General features: G+C 71.6%; 15 protein-coding genes. 13 read left to right on the top strand and 2 right to left on the bottom strand.

Annotated elements, in window-relative coordinates; translation table 11 throughout:
- The first annotated feature begins 128 nt into the window (after window positions 1-128).
- The 6 genes from BLT81_RS08610 to eccB all read left to right on the top strand — a co-directional run bounded on the left by BLT81_RS08610 (window position 129) and on the right by eccB (window position 6,279).
- Window positions 129-1,142, top strand: a complete 1,014-nt coding sequence (locus BLT81_RS08610) for a DNA-directed RNA polymerase subunit alpha (RefSeq protein ID WP_019193983.1) — start codon at window positions 129-131, stop codon at window positions 1,140-1,142.
- A 45-nt stretch (window positions 1,143-1,187) separates the two neighbouring features.
- Complete coding sequence (rplQ, locus tag BLT81_RS08605; RefSeq protein ID WP_019193984.1) at window positions 1,188-1,724, top strand: 50S ribosomal protein L17; 537 nt, start codon at window positions 1,188-1,190, stop codon at window positions 1,722-1,724.
- An 83-nt stretch (window positions 1,725-1,807) separates the two neighbouring features.
- Window positions 1,808-2,725, top strand: a complete 918-nt coding sequence (gene truA / locus BLT81_RS08600) for a tRNA pseudouridine(38-40) synthase TruA (RefSeq protein WP_019193985.1) — start codon at window positions 1,808-1,810, stop codon at window positions 2,723-2,725.
- A gap of 64 nt (window positions 2,726-2,789) precedes the next feature.
- On the top strand, window positions 2,790-3,182 hold the full coding sequence (locus tag BLT81_RS13280) for a DUF6541 family protein (RefSeq protein ID WP_331712307.1): 393 nt from the start codon (window positions 2,790-2,792) through the stop codon (window positions 3,180-3,182).
- Complete coding sequence (locus BLT81_RS08595; RefSeq protein ID WP_414835981.1) at window positions 3,161-4,951, top strand: DUF6541 family protein; 1,791 nt, start codon at window positions 3,161-3,163, stop codon at window positions 4,949-4,951. Before BLT81_RS13280 ends, BLT81_RS08595 begins: the two co-directional genes overlap by 22 nt.
- A 56-nt stretch (window positions 4,952-5,007) precedes the next feature.
- Window positions 5,008-6,279 (top strand): type VII secretion protein EccB, encoded by a 1,272-nt coding sequence (gene eccB / locus BLT81_RS08590; protein WP_040421050.1) that lies wholly within the window; start codon window positions 5,008-5,010, stop codon window positions 6,277-6,279.
- On the opposite strand, the gene BLT81_RS08585 is transcribed toward eccB, so the two are convergent.
- Both BLT81_RS08585 and eccD read right to left on the bottom strand, forming a co-directional pair.
- Window positions 6,245-7,411 (bottom strand): S8 family serine peptidase, encoded by a 1,167-nt coding sequence (locus tag BLT81_RS08585; RefSeq protein WP_019193988.1) that lies wholly within the window; start codon window positions 7,409-7,411, stop codon window positions 6,245-6,247. The genes eccB and BLT81_RS08585 overlap by 35 nt on opposite strands.
- Window positions 7,412-8,728: a type VII secretion integral membrane protein EccD gene (gene eccD, locus BLT81_RS08580; protein ID WP_019193989.1), complete on the bottom strand. Its 1,317-nt coding sequence runs from the start codon at window positions 8,726-8,728 to the stop codon at window positions 7,412-7,414.
- Window positions 8,729-8,884: 156 nt separating this feature from the next.
- Here eccD and BLT81_RS08575 point away from each other — a divergent pair, with 156 nt between their 5' ends.
- From BLT81_RS08575 to glmM, 7 genes are all read left to right on the top strand, one after another.
- Window positions 8,885-12,499 (top strand): type VII secretion protein EccC, encoded by a 3,615-nt coding sequence (locus BLT81_RS08575; RefSeq protein ID WP_040421218.1) that lies wholly within the window; start codon window positions 8,885-8,887, stop codon window positions 12,497-12,499.
- On the top strand, window positions 12,496-13,410 hold the full coding sequence (locus tag BLT81_RS08570; RefSeq protein ID WP_019193991.1) for a type VII secretion-associated protein: 915 nt from the start codon (window positions 12,496-12,498) through the stop codon (window positions 13,408-13,410). Before BLT81_RS08575 ends, BLT81_RS08570 begins: the two co-directional genes overlap by 4 nt.
- Window positions 13,411-13,568: 158 nt before the next feature.
- Window positions 13,569-13,880, top strand: coding sequence for a WXG100 family type VII secretion target (locus tag BLT81_RS08565; protein WP_019193992.1), 312 nt, complete (start codon window positions 13,569-13,571; stop codon window positions 13,878-13,880).
- Window positions 13,881-13,949: 69 nt separating this feature from the next.
- Window positions 13,950-14,234: a WXG100 family type VII secretion target gene (locus BLT81_RS08560; protein ID WP_019193993.1), complete on the top strand. Its 285-nt coding sequence runs from the start codon at window positions 13,950-13,952 to the stop codon at window positions 14,232-14,234.
- Window positions 14,235-14,592: 358 nt separating this feature from the next.
- On the top strand, window positions 14,593-15,036 hold the full coding sequence (gene rplM / locus BLT81_RS08555; RefSeq protein WP_019193994.1) for a 50S ribosomal protein L13: 444 nt from the start codon (window positions 14,593-14,595) through the stop codon (window positions 15,034-15,036).
- Window positions 15,036-15,584: a 30S ribosomal protein S9 gene (rpsI, locus tag BLT81_RS08550; protein WP_019193995.1), complete on the top strand. Its 549-nt coding sequence runs from the start codon at window positions 15,036-15,038 to the stop codon at window positions 15,582-15,584. The genes rplM and rpsI overlap by 1 nt, the downstream gene beginning before the upstream one ends.
- Window positions 15,585-15,701: 117 nt before the next feature.
- Window positions 15,702-17,045 (top strand): phosphoglucosamine mutase, encoded by a 1,344-nt coding sequence (gene glmM, locus BLT81_RS08545; RefSeq protein ID WP_040421052.1) that lies wholly within the window; start codon window positions 15,702-15,704, stop codon window positions 17,043-17,045.
- Window positions 17,046-17,161: the final 116 nt, after the last annotated feature.

Raw genomic sequence — 17,161 nt, 5'->3', positions numbered from 1 at the left:
TACAGGCACTTCACCCCGCGCCGGCGCGACCCCTGCCCGGGGCCACCGCCTCAGGCGCGAAATCTTCCAATTTTCCAGCACCCGTTCCTACCGGCATCAAATAGTGGTTGCCGACAAAGGAGAAGCACATGCTCATCTCGCAGCGCCCCCAGCTGACCGAGGAATACATCGACACCAACCGTTCGAAGTTCGTCATCGAGCCGCTCGAGCCCGGTTTCGGCTACACCCTCGGCAACTCCTTGCGCCGCACGCTGCTGTCGTCCATCCCGGGCGCGGCCGTGACCTCCATCAAGATCGATGGCGTGCTCCACGAGTTCACCACGATCAACGGCATCAAGGAGAACGTGTCCGAGATCATCCTCAACGTCAAGGACATTGTCCTGTCCTCCGACTCCGACGAGCCGGTGGTCATGTACCTGTCCAAGCAGGGGCCTGGCGACGTCACCGCGGGCGACATTGAGCTGCCCGCCGGGGTGGAGGTCCACAACCCGGACCTGCACATCGCCTCGCTCAACGAGCAGGCGCGCCTCGAGATGGAGCTCATCGTCGAGCGCGGCCGCGGCTACGTCCCGGCTGTGCCCAGCGCTGGCGGCGAGGTCGGCCGCATCCCGGTCGACCAGATCTACTCCCCGGTGACCCGCGTCGCCTACAAGGTGGAGGCCACCCGTGTTGAGCAGCGCACCGACTTTGACCGCCTGGTGATCGATGTGGAGACCAAGAACTCCATCACGGCCCGCGACGCCCTCGCGTCCGCCGGCTCCACCCTCGTCGAGCTGTTCGGCCTCGCCCGCGAGCTGAACACCGCCGCCGAGGGCATCGAGATTGGCCCCTCCCCGCAGGAGACCGAGTACATCGCGGCCTACAACCTGCCCATCGAGGACCTGAACTTCTCCGTGCGCTCCTACAACTGCCTGAAGCGCCAGGAGATTCACACGGTGGGTGAGCTCGCTGAGTGCACCGAGAGCGACCTGCTGGACATCCGCAACTTCGGCCAGAAGTCCATCAATGAGGTGAAGATCAAGCTCGCCTCCCTGGGCCTGACCCTGAAGGACGCCCCGGAAGATTTCGACCCGACTCAGATCGAGGGCTACGACGCCGAAACCGGCGACTACGTCGACGTCAGCGCGGACGAGACCGAGTAACACCACCGAGCACGCGCTCACCTAACCGCAACGAGGAGTACGAACATGCCTACCCCTAAGAAGGGTGCCCGTCTCGGAGGGTCCGCCAGCCACCAGAAGCACATCGTTTCTAACCTGGCCCAGTCCCTCTTCGAGCACGGAGCCATCACAACGACCGCAGCCAAGGCCAAGGTCCTGCGCCCCTACGCAGAGAAGCTGATCACCAAGGCCAAGAAGGGCACGCTGGCCGACCGCCGCGCCGTCGCCGCCGAGCTGCCGAACAAGGACATCGTCGCGTACCTGTTCAACGAGCTCGCCCCGAAGTTCGCCAACCGCGATGGCGGCTACACCCGCTCCATCAAGCTGGAGAACCGCGCCGGCGACAACGCCCCGATGACCCACATCTCCCTCGTCCTCGAAGAGACCGTCTCCGCCGAGGCGACCCGCACCGCCCGCGCCGCCGCCTCCAAGGAGGCCGAGAAGGCGAAGGCCGAGGAGGCCAAGGCTGACGAGGCTGAGGCTGAGGCTGAGGCTGACGAAGCTGAGGCTGAGGCTGAGGCTGAGGCCGTGTCTGAGGCCGACGAGGAGACCACGGACAACTAGTCTCCCCGCACCCGCGCACCCCGCCTGGTTCCCCGGAGCCAGGCGGGGTGTTCGCGTGAGGGAGGGTTGCTAGTGTGAGGGCCGTGACCACCCCCACCCCGAACGGCGCCGCCGACACGCTCCGGCTCCGCCTCGACATCGCCTACGACGGCACCGACTTCCACGGCTGGGCCCGGCAAAAGGACGCGCCCGACGGCACGCCCACCCGCACGGTCCAGGGCACGCTCGAGGACGCGCTGAGCACCATCCTGCGCGCGCCCGCGCAGCTGACGGTGGCGGGGCGCACCGACGCCGGCGTCCACGCCACCGGCCAGGTCGCGCACCTCGACGTCCCGCGCGCGAGCCTCGAGCAGCGCTTCATCGATGGCCGCCCCGGCAACCTCGTGCGCCGCCTGGCCAAGTTCCTCCCCGAGGACGTGCGGGTGTACAAGGTCACCGAGGCGCACCCGCTTTTCGACGCCCGATTCGCCGCCCTGGAGCGCAGCTACGTGTATCGGGTGACCACCAACCCGGCCGGGGCGCTGCCGACCCGCCGGGCGGACACCGCTGTGTGGCCGAAGCCGGTGAACATCGAGCGGATGCAGGCCGCCGCCGACCTCGTCGTGGGCCTGCACGATTATGCGGCGTTTTGCAAGCCGCGCCCGCACGCGACGACGGTGCGGGAGGTGACCCAGATGCGGTGGGTGGAGGCGTCGACACGCGATGAGCCCGACCTCTACGAGGCCCACGTGCGCGCCGACGCCTTCTGCTGGAACATGGTGCGCGCGCTCGTCGCGTCGTGCCTGCAGGTGGGCGAGGGCGCTCGCGACGCGACGTGGGTAGGGGCGCTGCTGGGGGAGCGTGAGCGTTGCGCCGAGGTGCGGCTTGCGCCCGCGCGCGGGCTGACGCTGACCGGGGTGAGCTACCCGGCGGAGGCGGACTACGCTGAGCGCATCCGCGCAACACGGGCGCGCCGCGACGAGGACGAAGCGCGTCGGAACAGGGCTCCTTCGGGCAGCTGAATATAATGCGTGTGTTACGCGGAGTGCGCCCCGCGCGGGGCGCGGCGACGGGAAGGACGAGGCGATGGCACTAGCAGGGACGGTGGTTCTTGGCCTCCTTGTCTTCGTCCTCCCCGGGTTCGTGGTCACCTGGATCGCGGGCGCGCGGGTGCCCGCCGCCGTCGCCGCCTCAATCCCCGCCACCTTCGGGCTTGTCGGGTTGAGCGCCTGGATGTGGGGCGGGGTGGGCGCGCGGTTTGGGTGGCTGACGTTGTCCATCACGCTGCTGCTCGCCGTCGCCGCGGCGGGGCTGTGGCGCTGGGCCTTTGCCCGGCGCGCGCGCAGGCGGGGGCCGGCAGCTGGCGGGCGGCGCTGTGGCCGGGGGACTGGCGCGCCGCCAGCATCGTCGACCCCTCGTGGCTGCTCCCGGCCGCGGGCGTGGTGCTCGGCGCCTGGATGCTCATCGGGGACCGGCTGAATTGGCTCGTGCGCCTGCCCCACGGCGTGGGCAACATCGTGCAGGGCTGGGACTCGCAGTGGCACGCCAACGTGGTCCGGTTCATCATGGAAGAAGGCGTCGCCTCGCCCACGCGCATGGGCGAGCTGCAGAACGTCGAAACCCACGCCGACCTGCTCTACCCCTCGGCCTACCACGCGGCGGTCGCCCTCTTTGCCGAGGCGGCGGGGCTGGAGCCGATCCCCGCGGTGAACATCGCCACGACGGTGCTCGTGGGGGCGGCGCTGCCGGTGTCCATGGCGTGCCTCGTCTTCGCGGCGCTGCGCTCGCGGGGGCTGACGGCGCAGATCGCCGGGGGCATCGCCGCGGCCGCGATCTACGTGGCCCCGCCCATCTGGGTGGCGGACTACGTGGGCATGTGGCCGTACGTGGTCGCCGCCTCCATGGCCGGTGCCGTCGTCTACCTCTTCTGCGCGGTGCCGTACCGGCGGGCGCTCGCGCTGCCCGCGGCGCTGGCATTCGTCGGCGTGCTGCAGGTGCACCCGTCGGCGGTGACCTACATCGCGCTGCCGGTCGCCCTGTTCTGGCTGACCAGCTTGCTCATCCGCCCCGCCCGTTCGCGGCTGATGGACCTCGTCTGGCTTGCGGTGCCCGCCCTGGTGTCCGTGGTGCTCTACGTACCGCAGGCGATGGCTGGCTCGCAGCAGGCGGAGGAGGTCGCGGGCTGGGACAGCTCGACCGACACCGGCATTACCGAGCCGTGGAGCGCGGTGATCGGCCTGAACACGCGCCACGTGTCGGAGTTCTTCCCCGATTTCTCGGTGGTGACGCTGCTGTGGCTCGCGGGCCTCGGCGCGCTCGTGACGCTGCTGTGGCGCGGCCAGGCGTGGCCCGTGCTGTTCTACGCCCTGTCCGTGGCCGCCGCCGTCCACGCGCTTGTGCCCTTCGACGGGGTGGGGGGCGAGATTCTCTCGGTCCTCACCGGGCTGCACTACAACGCCGCCCACCGCCTCGTGCTACCGGTGGCGATGCTCACCGTCGCCGGCGCCGCGATCGGCGTCGCGGCGATGATCCGGCTGCTTACTCTCGCCCCGCTCGCGGCGCGCAGCGGTTCGCCCCGGTGGGTGAGGGCAAGCGCGGCCGCCTCTACAGTGGTCGCGCTTGTCGCCGGCGCGGGGGCCGCGTGGTGGGTGCACGACCGCGCCGCCGAGGGCGCCGAGGCGAGCTACCGAGCGGTGCGCGTGGGCGGGCGCATGGTCAACGACGACGACCTGCTCGCGTTCGACTGGCTGGCCACGCAGCCTGCCGCCTGGGAGGGCTACACCATGGGCGACCCCGCCGACGGCCACTCCTGGATCTACGCCTACAACGGCGTGCCCACGATCTCGCGGCACTACCTGTGGCCGACGGGCGGGCGCGGCGCGAGCTTTGACACGCTCTACTGGCACGCGGACATGCTCGGCAACGGGCGCCGCGGCGACCCGGAGGCAGACACGATCGCCGACCTCGCGGCGCGCGACCTCAACGTGAAGTTTTTCCTGCTCAGCCCCGAGCCCTTCTGGTGGGAGCAGTTTCCCAACTACGAGCTGATTAAGGGCCTGTGGACGGCCCCGGGGGCGACCGCGGTGTACCGCAAGGGCTCCACCGTCATCTTCGCGGTCAACGAGCAGTTCTCCGAGGCCGAGCTTCGCGCGATGCGTCTCGACGCCCAACGAAGCGGCTCCGACCCCCTCCCCGCGGTGGAGTCGACCGCACACCCCGGCGCGGCCGAGGGCGGTGCGCTAGAGTAAGCGGGCATGTGCCCGGCTCGGGGGAGCCGGGCGGGAACCACACGGGGGGAGTGTGTATGAGAAAACCCGCTCACGCGCGGCCGGAGCGGCTGCTGCCGACCACTCGGGCGCAGGTCACCGGCCACCGCTTTATGCGTCGCAGGGTGGAGCACGGTTTAGTGTTCGGCGACATCAGGATGATCCACGACCCGCTGGCCACGAGGCGCCGCGCGATGATCCTGGGGGTGGTCGCCGTGGCGCTTGGCGTGGCCGCGGCGGCGCTGTTCGCGTGGCTGAAGCCCGCCCCGAACCCGGGCGACGCCCTGATCTGGCGGGACGCGGCGGGAAACCTGTACGTGCGCGTCGACGACACGGTGCACCCCGTGAGCAACCTCGCGTCCGCGCGGCTCGTGGCGGGCACGGCGGAAGAGCCCGCGCGGGTGGGCCAGGAGCACCTCGTCGGCGCGCCGCGCGGGGTGCCCATCGGCATCGGCGACGCGCCTTCCGCCTTCGCGGCGGCGGAGACGCCGGATCTGACGTGGGCGGTGTGCGAACGCGCCGGGGAGGTCACGGTGCTGGCCGTGGAGGCCGCCGCGGCGCCGCGCGCCTTCGCGCCCGACACGGCGGTGCTCGCTTCGGTGGGCGGGAAGGAATGGGTGGTCACGGCGGAGGGGCGCACGCTGCTCCCGGCATCGGATTCGCCGCAGGGGCGCGTCGTGCGCCGCCGCCTCGGCATCGACGCTGGGACGCCGCGCTGGCAGCCCCCAGCGGGCGTGCTGGGCGCGCTGCGGGAACACCCGCCCGTCGCGCTGCCGGACCCGCTGCCCGAGGTGCTCACGGCGGGCGAGGAATCGTGGCTGCTCACCGCCGACGGCGGCGTGCAGAATGTGTCCCCGACGCAGCGCGACATCCTGGCGGACGCGGGTGCCAGCGTGCGCGAGGTGGAGCGGGACGACGTCGCAGGCTACCCCGACGCCGCCCCGGCCGTGGACCTGAGGCTGCCGGAGACGGCCCCGCGCTGGGCGGACCCGGCGGCGGGGGCCGTCTGCGTGGACGAGTCGCGCGGCGCGGCCGGGGGAGAGGGTGTTGACGCCGCCGGGCGGACCCCGCTGTCCGGCGGTGCGGTGGCCACCCACTTCGCCGGGCTGCCCGCGGGCTCCGTGGCAGTGGATACCGGGCACGGCTACCACGTGGTGTCGCTGCACGGGCTGCGCCACGAGGCGGACAGCGCCGCGACGCTCGAGGTGCTCGGGGCGGCGCACGTGGAGACGGTGCCGTGGGAGATCCTCTCCCTGCTGCCGGAGGGCAGCCCGCTTAGCCGCGCGGCCGCGTTGACCGCCACCTACTGAGCGCACCCGCCACGGCGGCGGCGCAGCCCGCGGCGAGGGTGAGGCCGGCCATGGCCCACGCCCAGCGCCCGCGCGCCGGGGACTCGCTCCCCTGGGCGAGATCGATGGCCAAGGGCTCGGCGCTGTCGCGGCGCGTGTCGCCCACGAACGTGATGGTCGCCAGCGGGTCGACGGCCCCACCGGAGGGCTGCGCCGCCGCCGCGATGAGCGCGCGGACCTCGCCGGGCGTCAGGTGCGGGTAGCGCTCGATGAGCAGCGCGGCGGTGCCCGCGACCACGGGGGCAGCGAAGCTCGTGCCCACGAACGGGGTGACCGCGTCGCGCTGCGGGGCCACGCCGCCGGCGAACCCGCCGCCCGCCCAGGACAGCCCCACCTCGACCGTGCCGGCCGCCGAGACGGGCACTGCGTCTGCCGGAGCGGCCACCGAAAAGTCCGCCACCGTATGCTCGCTGTCGCGCGCCCCGACGGCGAGGACGGTGGGAAAATGCGACGGCACCACGGCGGAGCCCTGGGCGCAGTGCGGCCCGACGTTGCCGGCCGCGGCCACGACCACCGCGCCCTCCGCCTCCGCGCGGGACAGCGCCCCCTCGAGCTCGGACGCGTCGAGCGCGGCGCGGTCGCGCGGGTCCACGCAGGAGACGACGGACACGTTGATCACCCGCGCCCGCTCGTCGAGCGCGGCGTGGATCGCCTGCGCGAGGGAGCGCACGCTTCCCGACGCCTCGACCTCGTCCCCCGGCTGCCGGTTGCGGTAGTGGGCAGAGGTCTGCCGCACCGCCAGGATCTCCGCCCCGGGGGCGACGCCGACCGTGCGCGCGGCGATAATCCCGGCGACGACAGTGCCGTGGCCGTCGCAGTCGAACAGCGGGTTCGGCGCGTCGGGGGAGACCAGGTCGGCCCCGCCGACGAGGCGGGGCAGCTCCTCGTTGGGGCTGACCCCGGTGTCGATGACGGCGACCCGGACCCCGGCGCCCGTGGCAAAGCGGCGCAGCTCGCCTGTCCACGCCGGTGCGGCGGGCGCTGCGGCGGGTGCGGGCACGGCGCAGGGGACATCCTGGGCCGCCGCCGACGGGACGGCGACGCACAGGATGGCGGTGCTGGCCGTGCAGGCTGCGAGGGCGGCGGCGCGCATCTAGAAACCCCGCACCAGGTCAAACACCCCGACGACGTACGCGGCGACGGGCAGCGCGGCGACGAGGGCGACGGCTTCCGCCCGCTCCAGCCACACCACGGTGGTCGGCTCGAGGTCCGGCAGGCGCGGCGCCCACGCGACGGCCGAGGCGCAGGCGAGGCCCACGATCCCGGCGAGCACCACGGCGGCCGGGTGGGTCGGCTCCATCCGCGCCGCCGCGATGCCGCAGGCGAGCGCCGCGGCCAGAGCGATGGCGCTCAGGGCCACCCGCGGCACGCGGTAGTGGTGCCGGGTGGCGTGGAAGGCCACCGCGCCGAGCACGCACAAGCACAGCACGGTCGCCCAGACGTCGGCGTCCCACGCCAGCCACACGAGCGCAGGAGCCGCGACGAGCGCGCAGCCGACGGCGATGCCCGCCAGGGTCGCGCGGGCCCGGCGCGCCCGGGCGTCGACATCCGGCTGGTAGCCGTCCGCCGCGGCAAGTTCTTCCCCGGCTGTGGGGATGCGTGGAACCCGCAGGCCGGCGGCGCGGGTGGCCACACCGGGCGCTGCCGCGGCGGCGAGCAGCGCGCCGGTGACCGCGACGGCGGCCGGGGCGGAGGGGGAGGGCAGCCACGCCCCCGCGGCCGCCGCGGCGCAAAGGAGGGCGGTGGTGAGGCTGGCGGCGGTGGTGGGGGCGTCGAGAAGCGAGACGAGCACCCCGCCGCCCGTGAGCACGGCGAGGGTGGCCGCGGCGGCGAGGACCCCGAGGGCCGGGTCTGTCGCCGCCCACTGGGCGGGCGGGCCGGCCACCCACGCCCCGCACGCGGCGGAGGCGGCGAGCGCGCCGGCGAGGTAGAGCAGCCGCGACCCCGAGTACAGGCCCAGCACGGCAGCGGCGGCCGCCGCGCCCGCGCATGCCGCCACCACCCCGATGAAGGGAGCCACGGCGGCGGCGAGCACCGCGCAGCCGACGAGGGAGGTCACGGCGTCGAGTCCGCGGAGGGAGGCGGCGCCGTCGGCGGCCGCGGCCAGCGATTCGGCGGCGTCGCGCACGACCGGCGGATGCACGAGCTCCTGCGGGCGGAGGACGATCACGCTGCCGTCGCGAAGCTTGTGCTGGTACAGCGGCGTGTTCATGTCCAGCGGCGCGCCCGCGACGGTCGTCGCCTGCCAGGGGCGATGGACCTCGGGCAGCTCCACCATCCGCGCGAGCTCGGGAAAGACCTCGCTGAGCGTCGACGACGTAGGAAGGGTCAGGTCGACGTCGCGGTGGAAGGACACGACGTCGATGCGGACGGTGACGCGCACGACGTGGTGCGCAGACGTAGCAACCATGGATACCCCCGAAAAGCGCTGTAACCGGCGCGGCGTCCCCCGTTGCCGCGCGTGAAAAACCATTATTGCCTAAGATCGTGGGAACGTCCACAGCAGGATGTGCCGGCTCGGGGTGGGTCGGCGGCTGTGGCGGGGGACTGCAAGGGGGAAACGTCCGTGCTAGGGCTTGATCACAACGCTGTTTTGGTGCCGCTGTCGCCGCAGGCCGCGGAGCCAGCCCCGGCGCTGCCCACGGGCGCGCTCACCGCCGAGGGGGTGCCGGCGGCGCAGAAGGCCACGCCGCCGCCGCTCGTCAAAATCCTCATGCCTATCGTCGTGCTGGCCGCGGTGGGGGCGATGGTGGCCATCATGGCGCTGTCGGGGCGCGGGGTGAGCCCGATGATGATGCTTTTCCCCCTCATGATGCTCGTCGGCCTGCTCATGATGGTCGCGCCGCCGGACAAGACGAGCAACATCGACGAAACTCGCCGAGTCTACCTGCGCCACCTCGACGCGCTCGCGGCGCGGGCCCGCGCCAACGCCGTCAAGCAACGCGCGCACGCGCTGCACTTTCATCCCGACCCGGCGCTGTTGCTCGCCGCGACGCCGACGTGGCGGGTGTGGGAACGCGGCGCAGACTCCCCGCGCGCCGGGGAGGTGCGCATCGGGCTCGGCGACAGCGCGCTGTGCACCCCCATCGACGTCGCCGACCCGGGCTCGCCCGAGGACCTCGATCCCGTGTGCGCGGTGAGCCTGCGACGCACCGTGGCCGCCGTGGGCACGGTGCCCGGCATGCCGATCGTCGTGCAGCTCGCCGCCTTTCCCACCCTGACCCTGGCCGGGCCGACTGCGCTCGGCGTGGCGCGGGCCCTGCTGGCCCAGCTCGCCTTCTTCCACGGCCCGGAGGCTGTGGGAGTGGTCAACCGCCACGCAGACCCTTCCCTGGAGTGGACGAAATGGCTGCCGCACACCGCCGCCCCCGAGCGCGCCTGGCTGACGGTGGTGCTCGCCGACGCGGCCAGCGCCCACGCGGCGCTGGCGGATCCCGCGGCCAGCTGCGTCATCGTCATCGACGACGACCCCGACTACGTGGTCGACGAGGACGCCTTCAACCTCGTGTGCGGCGAGGACATCCGAGCGCGCACGGAGGCGGGGGAGGAGCTTCTGGGCACCCCGGACGCCCTCGGCGCGGCAGAGGCGCTGCTCATCGCCCGCCACCTGGCCTTTTACCGCCGCCCGGCCGAGGGTTCCGCGACGGCGTCGTCGGGGCTGCTGGACATGCTCGGCATCGCCGACGTGGACCAGCTCGACGCCCACACGATGTGGGGCGGCCGCGCGGGCACGCGCCAGCACCTCACCGTCCCCTTCGGCGTCAGCCCGGACGGCCAGCCCGTCTACCTCGACCTGAAGGAGGCCGCGCACGGCGGCATGGGCCCGCACGGGCTGTGCATCGGGGCGACGGGCTCCGGCAAGAGCGAGTTCCTGCGTACCCTCGTTGTCGCGCTCGCGGCGACGCACTCGCCGGAAGAGCTCAACCTCGTCCTCGTGGACTTCAAGGGCGGTGCCACCTTCCTCGGCTGCGAGGCGCTGCCGCACACCTCCGCCGTGATCACCAACCTCGCCGAGGAGTCTTTCTTGGTCGAGCGCATGCACGACGCGATCTCCGGCGAGCTCAACCGCCGCCAGGAGCTGCTGCGCGCCGCGGGAAACGTCTCCAACATCACCGACTACGCCGCCGCCCGCGCGCACGACCCGACGCTGGAGGCGCTGCCGGCGCTGCTCATCGTGGTCGACGAGTTCTCCGAGCTGCTCAGCCAGCACCCGCACTTCGCCGACCTGTTCGTGGCGGTGGGCAGGCTCGGCCGCTCGCTCGGCGTTCACCTCCTGCTCGCCTCCCAGCGCCTCGAGGAGGGGCGGCTGCGCGGCCTCGATTCGCATCTGTCGTACCGCATCGGCCTGAAGACGTTTTCCTCCGCCGAGTCGCGCCAGGTCCTCGGGGTGCCGGACGCGCACGAGCTGCCCGCCGAGCCGGGCTCCGGCTTCCTGTCCACCGGCCCCGGCGAGCTCACCCGTTTCCGCGCCGCCTACGTCTCCGGGCCCGTGACCAGGCACGTCGAGCACCAGGTGCCGGGGGAAGGCCCGCGCGTGCAGCTTTTCGACGGCTGGTCGGACCCGTCGCACACCGCCCCCGAAACCCACCAGGTCGTCGACGAGTCCACTACCGTCCTGTCTGCCGTGGTTGACGCGGCGGCGCGCACCGCGCGGGAGCGGGGGCTGCGCGCCCACACCGTGTGGCTGCCGCCGCTGCCCGCCTCGATCGAGCTGGCCGCGGTGTGCGAGGAAGCGGGGTTCCTCCGCGCCGTGATCGGGCTGACGGACGAGCCCTACAAGCAGCGCCAGGAGCATTTCGTGGTCGACCTGTCGGCGGCGGGCGGGCACCTCGCCATCGTCGGCGGGCCCCAGACGGGCAAATCGATGGCGCTGACCACGCTGGTCGCCTCGCTGGCGGCGACGCACACCACGGAGCAGGTCGCGGTCTACGCCATCGATGCCGGGGCGGGCCGGCTCGAGGGGCTTGAGGTTTTGCCGCACGTCGCGGGCGTGGCCCCGCGCGAGAACGAGGAGAAGGTGCGCCGCGTGGTGGCGGAGGTCGCCGGGTTCATCGACGATCCGGCCACCCTCGGCGGGCGCCACGCCATCCTGATCGTCGATGGCTGGCACGCGGTGGCGGGGACAGAATCGCCGCTGGCCGACCTGCGCGACGAGCTCACGCGCATCGCGGCGGACGGACCGGCGGCCGGGGTGCACCTGGTGCTCACCGCCCAGCGCTGGAGCGCGGTGCGCGCCACCGTCCGCGACCTCATAGGCACCCGCGTGGAGCTGCGCCTGACGGAGGCGCACGATTCGCTGCTCGACCGCAAGGCCCAGGCCAGCCTGCCCGCATCACCCGGCCGCGGCCTGTCGCCGGAGGGCACCCCGATGCTGATTGCGGCCACGTACCCGCAGGACCTCGCGCACATCGCCGCGCGCGCGGCCGGGCAGACCCCCGTGCCGCGCCTGAAGGTCCTGCCCGCCCACGTGTCCGTGCATCCGCTTCTCGACGCCACCCCGAACGCCCTTCCCCTCGGCGTGGGCGGGCCCCGCCTCGAGCCGCTCGCGTGCGCCTCCGGCCACCTGCTGGCCTTCGGAACCGGCGGCAGCGGTAAGTCCACGCTGCTGGCTAGCGCCATCGAGGTCGTCGCGCGTTGGCCCCGGGAGGAGGCGCGCCTGGTCATCGTCGACCCGCGCCGCACCCACCTCGGCCGCGCTCCGGACGAGATGGTCGCCGCCTACGCCGCGACCTCGTCCGCGGCGGCGGAGGCTCTCGCGGCGGCCGCCACGACACTGAGCCAACGCCTGCCCGGCGCCGACGTCACCGCCGAGCAGCTCGCCGCACGCTCGTGGTGGCAGGGGCCGGACATCTGGGTCGTCATCGACGACCTCGACCTGGTCGCCGATGAGGTGCTGCGGCCCCTGATCCCGCTGCTGCCGCACGCCCGCGACGTGGGCCTCCACCTCGTCGTAGCCCGCAAGTTCGGCGGGGTGGCGCGCGCCCTCTACGGCGGCTTCCTCGGGGCAGCCAAGGACCTCGCGCCCGACGTCATGCTTTTCGACGCCACCCGCGACGAAGGCACCATCTTCGGTGTACGCCCGAGCGCGCACAAACCGGGCAGGGCGACGCTCGTGCGCGGCAGCGACGTGGTGGGCACCGTGCAGGTGGCCGCGCCCTACGGCGAGGGAGGAACGCTGTGAGCGGGCCCGACCTCAGCATTACGATCACCCGCGATGTCGTCATCTTCGATGGCGCCGCCCGCCTCTACCGCTACGACCGGCCCTCCCCGGCGGAGATCGCGAGCTACGTGCGCAGCGTCTTCGGGCCCGACCCAGGCGGCGCGGTGGTGCACGTCGTCGCGGAGGAGGGCGACGTCGACGCGCTCGACCAGGCGCTGGCCGGCTACGACATCGTTCTCACCGCCGAGCGGCCCCGGGAAGAACCGGAAAACCCGGAGGACCATACCCTCGCCCCGGCGGGTGAGGAGGTGGAGATCACCCGCCCGCAGCCCCGCGTCGCACGGACGGGATCACCGTGGGTGCTGCCCGCCGTCGTCATCGCCGTGGTCCTCGTCATCGGGGCGGCGATCTGGGGCACGGTCGCGCTGGGCGCGGACGAACCGCCGGCGGCCACCACGGCGCCATCGTCGGAGCAGGCCTCCCCGTCGGTGCAGGCCCCACCGTCTGCCCCGGCCCCTGCGCGGGTCGTCATTGTGCGCGAGGGCTTGAGCGTCGAGGTACCACCGGGTTTTAGCGTGGCCCCCGACGCGGAGATGTGGCGGGCGACGGGGCCGGACCCGGATTTCCGCCTGCAGCTCGCCGTCGAGGAGCTCTACCAGCTGCCGCCCGAGGAGATGATCGCCCAGGTGCTGCGCGATATCGAGGCCGACCCCGAGGTGGAGCTGGTGAGCAACGACGGCTCCGTCGTGCAGTACCTCCAGCGTTCGCCGGACGGGTCGGAGGCGATGTGGAAGACGTGGGCGCACTCCGGCAGACAGCTCTTCGTGGGCTGCCACACTCGGACCGCGCCGACGACGGTGCAGCAGGCGACCTGCCGCATGGCCATGGATTCCGCGTCGTTCGACTCGTCGGCGGCGGATCCGCCCGCCTAGGAAAAAATTTTTCGGAAAACGAGGGAACCGGGGGCGTCGTTTCTCAGTCCAATAGGGGTGCGAGGTACGCCGGACCGCACGCGGCGGCGCAGCCTCCGGCAATCGCCGCCACTAGGGCAACGACAGCACTCCAAACACACAAGGGGGGACGGACCCAGATGGGACAGTTCACAACCGAAGCAGACGTGATGCGCTCGGCCGCCGAGCGCGTCGACGAGACCAACAGCAGCGTCAACCTCGAAATCGACCGTGTCCAGCAGGTCGCGGAATCGACCCGATCCTTCTGGGCAGGTGAGGCCCAGCGCAGCTTCGACGAGCTCATGGTGCGCTACGACGACGCGCAGCGCCGCCTCGGCGAGGCGCTCAGCGCCATCGCTGTCAACATCCGCGACAACGCGACGAACTACGAGGGCGCCGACGCGTCCACCACAGACGACCTGCGTTCCATCTCCGCGGGGCTCGCCCTGTAGGGCGGCGCCGCGGAATCATTCAGCGCTATTGGCGAAAAGGAAAAGGAAAAGGAAGAGGAAGGAAACAGCATGGAAATCAAGTACGGCTTTGGCCAGCTTTCCGGAGCGGCCCAGGATATGGACGCCTCCGCCGCGGCGATCGAGGCGCAGCTCAACGACCTGAAGAGCCTGCTCCAGCCCCTGGTCACCACGTGGCAGGGCGAGGCCGCCGAGGCCTACGCCGCCCACCAGCAGAAGTGGGACCAGGCGGCCGAGGAGCTCAACACGATCTTGCGCACCATCGCAGCCACGGTGGAAGAGGGCAACAGCCGCATGCAGGCCGTGAACGCGGCCGCGGCCGCGAGCTGGGGCTAAAAAACCACGCGTGTGACAAACGTGCGGCCGACGGGCGGAATACGGGGGTAGACGCAGCCCGCCGCGCCGCATGACGCTCCGCCCGCTGGGGCGGCGTGCTTGGGGGAGCGCGCCACGTCACCGGCGGGCGGGCACGTATATCGGGGGACATATCGGGGGGCGCCCCACATCGTCGCGGTCGACGCGGCGGCGTGGGGCGTTTTGGTGTTTACCGGGGGAGTCCTCTACCCTGATACACCTGTGTGTTCTGGCGTCTTCGGGCGCGTCACCCGCCGGGTCTCCACCGGCCGCCGACGGGTGTGGTGGGCACGCGATCGTCTGGCCGGCAGCTCACTAGACAGACTTTAAGGAGTCATGCATGTCTACTTACCACCCGAAGAGCGGTGACATCACCCGCGCGTGGTACGTCATCGACGCCACTGACGTGGTGCTGGGCAAGCTTGCTTCCACCGCAGCTGACATCCTGCGTGGCAAGCACAAGCCGCAGTTCGCACCGAACGTCGACACCGGCGACCACGTCATCGTGATCAACGCCGACAAGGTCCACATCTCCTCCAACAAGCGCGACCGCGAGATGCGCTACCGCCACTCCGGCTACCCGGGTGGTCTGAAGTCCATGACCCTGGGTCGTGCACTTGACGAGCGCCCCGATCGCGTTATCGAGGAGGCAGTGCGCGGCATGATGCCGCACAACCGCCTTTCCCGCCAGTCCATCAAGAAGCTTCACGTCTTCGTCGGCTCCGAGCACCCCTACGCCGCTCAGAAGCCGGAAACCTTCGAGTTCAAGCAGGTGGCACAGTAATGACCGAACCGAACAACTACGCAGAAGAGAACCTCGGCGCTGCCACCGACATCGAGGCAGCCACCGCCGCTACCGAGGAGTTCAACTACACCATCGGTGACGCGATCGCCCCCGAGGTCGACGCTGAGTCCGAGGACGCCGTCGAGGTCGCCCCCCTCCACGAGGGCCCGATCCAGACCGTCGGCCGCCGCAAGCGCGCCATCGCCCGCGTCACCGTGACCGAGGGCGAAGGCGTCATCGTGGTTAACGGCCGCGAGTTCGAGGACTATTTCCCGAACAAGCTGCACCAGCAGGACATCCTCACCCCGCTGACCCTCCTGGAGCGCGAGGGCCAGTTCAACATCAAGGCCACCATCAACGGCGGCGGCCCGACCGGCCAGGCCGGTGCCCTGCGCCTGGCTATCGCCCGCGCCCTCAACGTCTACAACCCGGCTGAGCGCCCGACTCTGAAGAAGGCCGGCCTGCTCACCCGTGACGCCCGCGCCGTCGAGCGCAAGAAGGCCGGCCTGCACAAGGCCCGCCGCGCTCCGCAGTACTCCAAGCGTTAATCGCTCGGGCCTCTACCGCGCGTGCCGCCCCGCTGGACTCCAGCGGGGCGGTTTTCGCGTGTCGGGGGCCCGGCCGCGTCTGCGGTGGCCTCGGGGCGGTCGGGCATAATTGGCGCCATGACTCGATTGTTTGGAACCGACGGTGTCCGCGGCCTGGCCAACCAGGTGCTCACCGCCCCGCTCGCGCTCAAGCTGGGCGCGGCGGCGGCGGTCGTGCTCACGGAGAATACGAGCTCGGGCCAGCGCAGGCCCACGGCCATCATCGGCCGGGACCCCCGCGTGTCGGGGGAGATGCTTGCCGCGGCCATGGCGGCCGGGATGGCGTCGAAAGGCGTCGATGTGCTTCGTGTCGGCGTGATCCCGACGCCTGGCCTGGCGTTTCTCACCGACGACTACGGCGCGGATATTGGGGTGATGATCTCCGCCTCGCACAACCCGATGCCCGACAACGGCATTAAGTTTTTCTCCGCGGGCGGCAGGAAGCTGCCGGATAGCGTGGAAGACCGCATCGAGGAGGCGATGAATCACCTCGACGAGACGGGCCCGACCGGCACCGGCATCGGGCGCGTTATCGAGGAGGGGGCGGACGCACAGGAGCGCTACCTTGCGCACCTCAAAGAGGCGGTGAGCACGGATCTGAGCGGGATCAAAGTGGTCGTCGACTGCGCGAACGGCGCCGCCTCCGTCGTCGCGCCCAAGGCCTACGCCGCGGCCGGTGCGGAAGTCGTGCCCATCTTCAACTCCCCGAACGCTTTTAACATCAACGACGGCTCCGGTTCGACCCACATGGACAAGATCCAGGCGGCAGTCGTCGAACACGGTGCCGACCTCGGGCTTGCCCACGACGGGGATGCGGACCGCTGCCTTGCCGTCGACGCCCGCGGCACGATTGTCGACGGCGACCAAATCATGGCCATCCTCGCCACGGGCATGAAGGAGCGCTCGAGCCTGCACGAAAACACTCTCGTGGCCACGGTCATGAGCAACCTGGGGCTCAAGCTCGCAATGGAGCGCGAGGGCATCGAGGTTAAGCAGACGAAAGTCGGCGACCGCTACGTCCTCGAGGAGCTCGGCCGCGGCGACTACTCCCTCGGCGGCGAGCAGTCCGGCCACATCGTCATCCCCGCCCACGCGACGACTGGCGACGGCACACTCTCCGGCCTCACACTCATGGCGCGCATGGCGGAGACCGGCCGCAGCCTCGCAGACCTGGCGAGCGTGATGACGGTGTTGCCGCAGGTGCTCATCAACGTGCCGGTGTCCAACAAGGCGCTCATCCTTGACGACGAATCCGTGCGGTCCGGGATCAGCGCAGCGGAAGCGGAGCTCGGCGAGTCGGGCCGTGTGCTGTTGCGCCCGTCCGGGACGGAGGAGCTGTTCCGGGTCATGGTGGAGGCCGCCGACCCCGAGGTGGCGCGCCGGGTCGCGGGACAGCTCGCAGCGGTCGTCGCGGCCGTGTAGCGTAGTGGCCATCGGTCCCGCCAGAAAGTGTGGGGAGGCGGGAACCGGGCGGGGAAAAAATCAGTCTAAGTAGGGTGCAAGTGTTGTTGGCCCTGCGATGGGGCGGCCGCGGGGCC

It is taken from the genome of Corynebacterium timonense (assembly GCF_900105305.1).
In the GTDB taxonomy this organism is placed as follows: Bacteria; Actinomycetota; Actinomycetes; order Mycobacteriales; family Mycobacteriaceae; genus Corynebacterium; species Corynebacterium timonense.
This window is presented reverse-complemented; position numbering and strand designations above follow the sequence as displayed.

Bases quoted from the DNA above. Each gene is read 5' to 3' on its own strand.
- BLT81_RS08610 (WP_019193983.1), top strand. From the start codon at position 129: ATGCTCATCTCGCAGCGCCCCCAGCTGACCGAGGAATACATCGACACC.
- rplQ (WP_019193984.1), top strand. From the start codon at position 1,188: ATGCCTACCCCTAAGAAGGGTGCCCGTCTCGGAGGGTCCGCCAGCCAC.
- BLT81_RS13280 (WP_331712307.1), top strand. From the start codon at position 2,790: ATGGCACTAGCAGGGACGGTGGTTCTTGGCCTCCTTGTCTTCGTCCTC.
- BLT81_RS08595 (WP_414835981.1), top strand. From the start codon at position 3,161: ATGCTCATCGGGGACCGGCTGAATTGGCTCGTGCGCCTGCCCCACGGC.
- eccB (WP_040421050.1), top strand. From the start codon at position 5,008: ATGAGAAAACCCGCTCACGCGCGGCCGGAGCGGCTGCTGCCGACCACT.
- BLT81_RS08585 (WP_019193988.1), bottom strand. From the start codon at position 7,411: ATGCGCGCCGCCGCCCTCGCAGCCTGCACGGCCAGCACCGCCATCCTG.
- eccD (WP_019193989.1), bottom strand. From the start codon at position 8,728: ATGGTTGCTACGTCTGCGCACCACGTCGTGCGCGTCACCGTCCGCATC.
- BLT81_RS08565 (WP_019193992.1), top strand. From the start codon at position 13,569: ATGGGACAGTTCACAACCGAAGCAGACGTGATGCGCTCGGCCGCCGAG.
- BLT81_RS08560 (WP_019193993.1), top strand. From the start codon at position 13,950: ATGGAAATCAAGTACGGCTTTGGCCAGCTTTCCGGAGCGGCCCAGGAT.
- rplM (WP_019193994.1), top strand. From the start codon at position 14,593: ATGTCTACTTACCACCCGAAGAGCGGTGACATCACCCGCGCGTGGTAC.
- rpsI (WP_019193995.1), top strand. From the start codon at position 15,036: ATGACCGAACCGAACAACTACGCAGAAGAGAACCTCGGCGCTGCCACC.
- glmM (WP_040421052.1), top strand. From the start codon at position 15,702: ATGACTCGATTGTTTGGAACCGACGGTGTCCGCGGCCTGGCCAACCAG.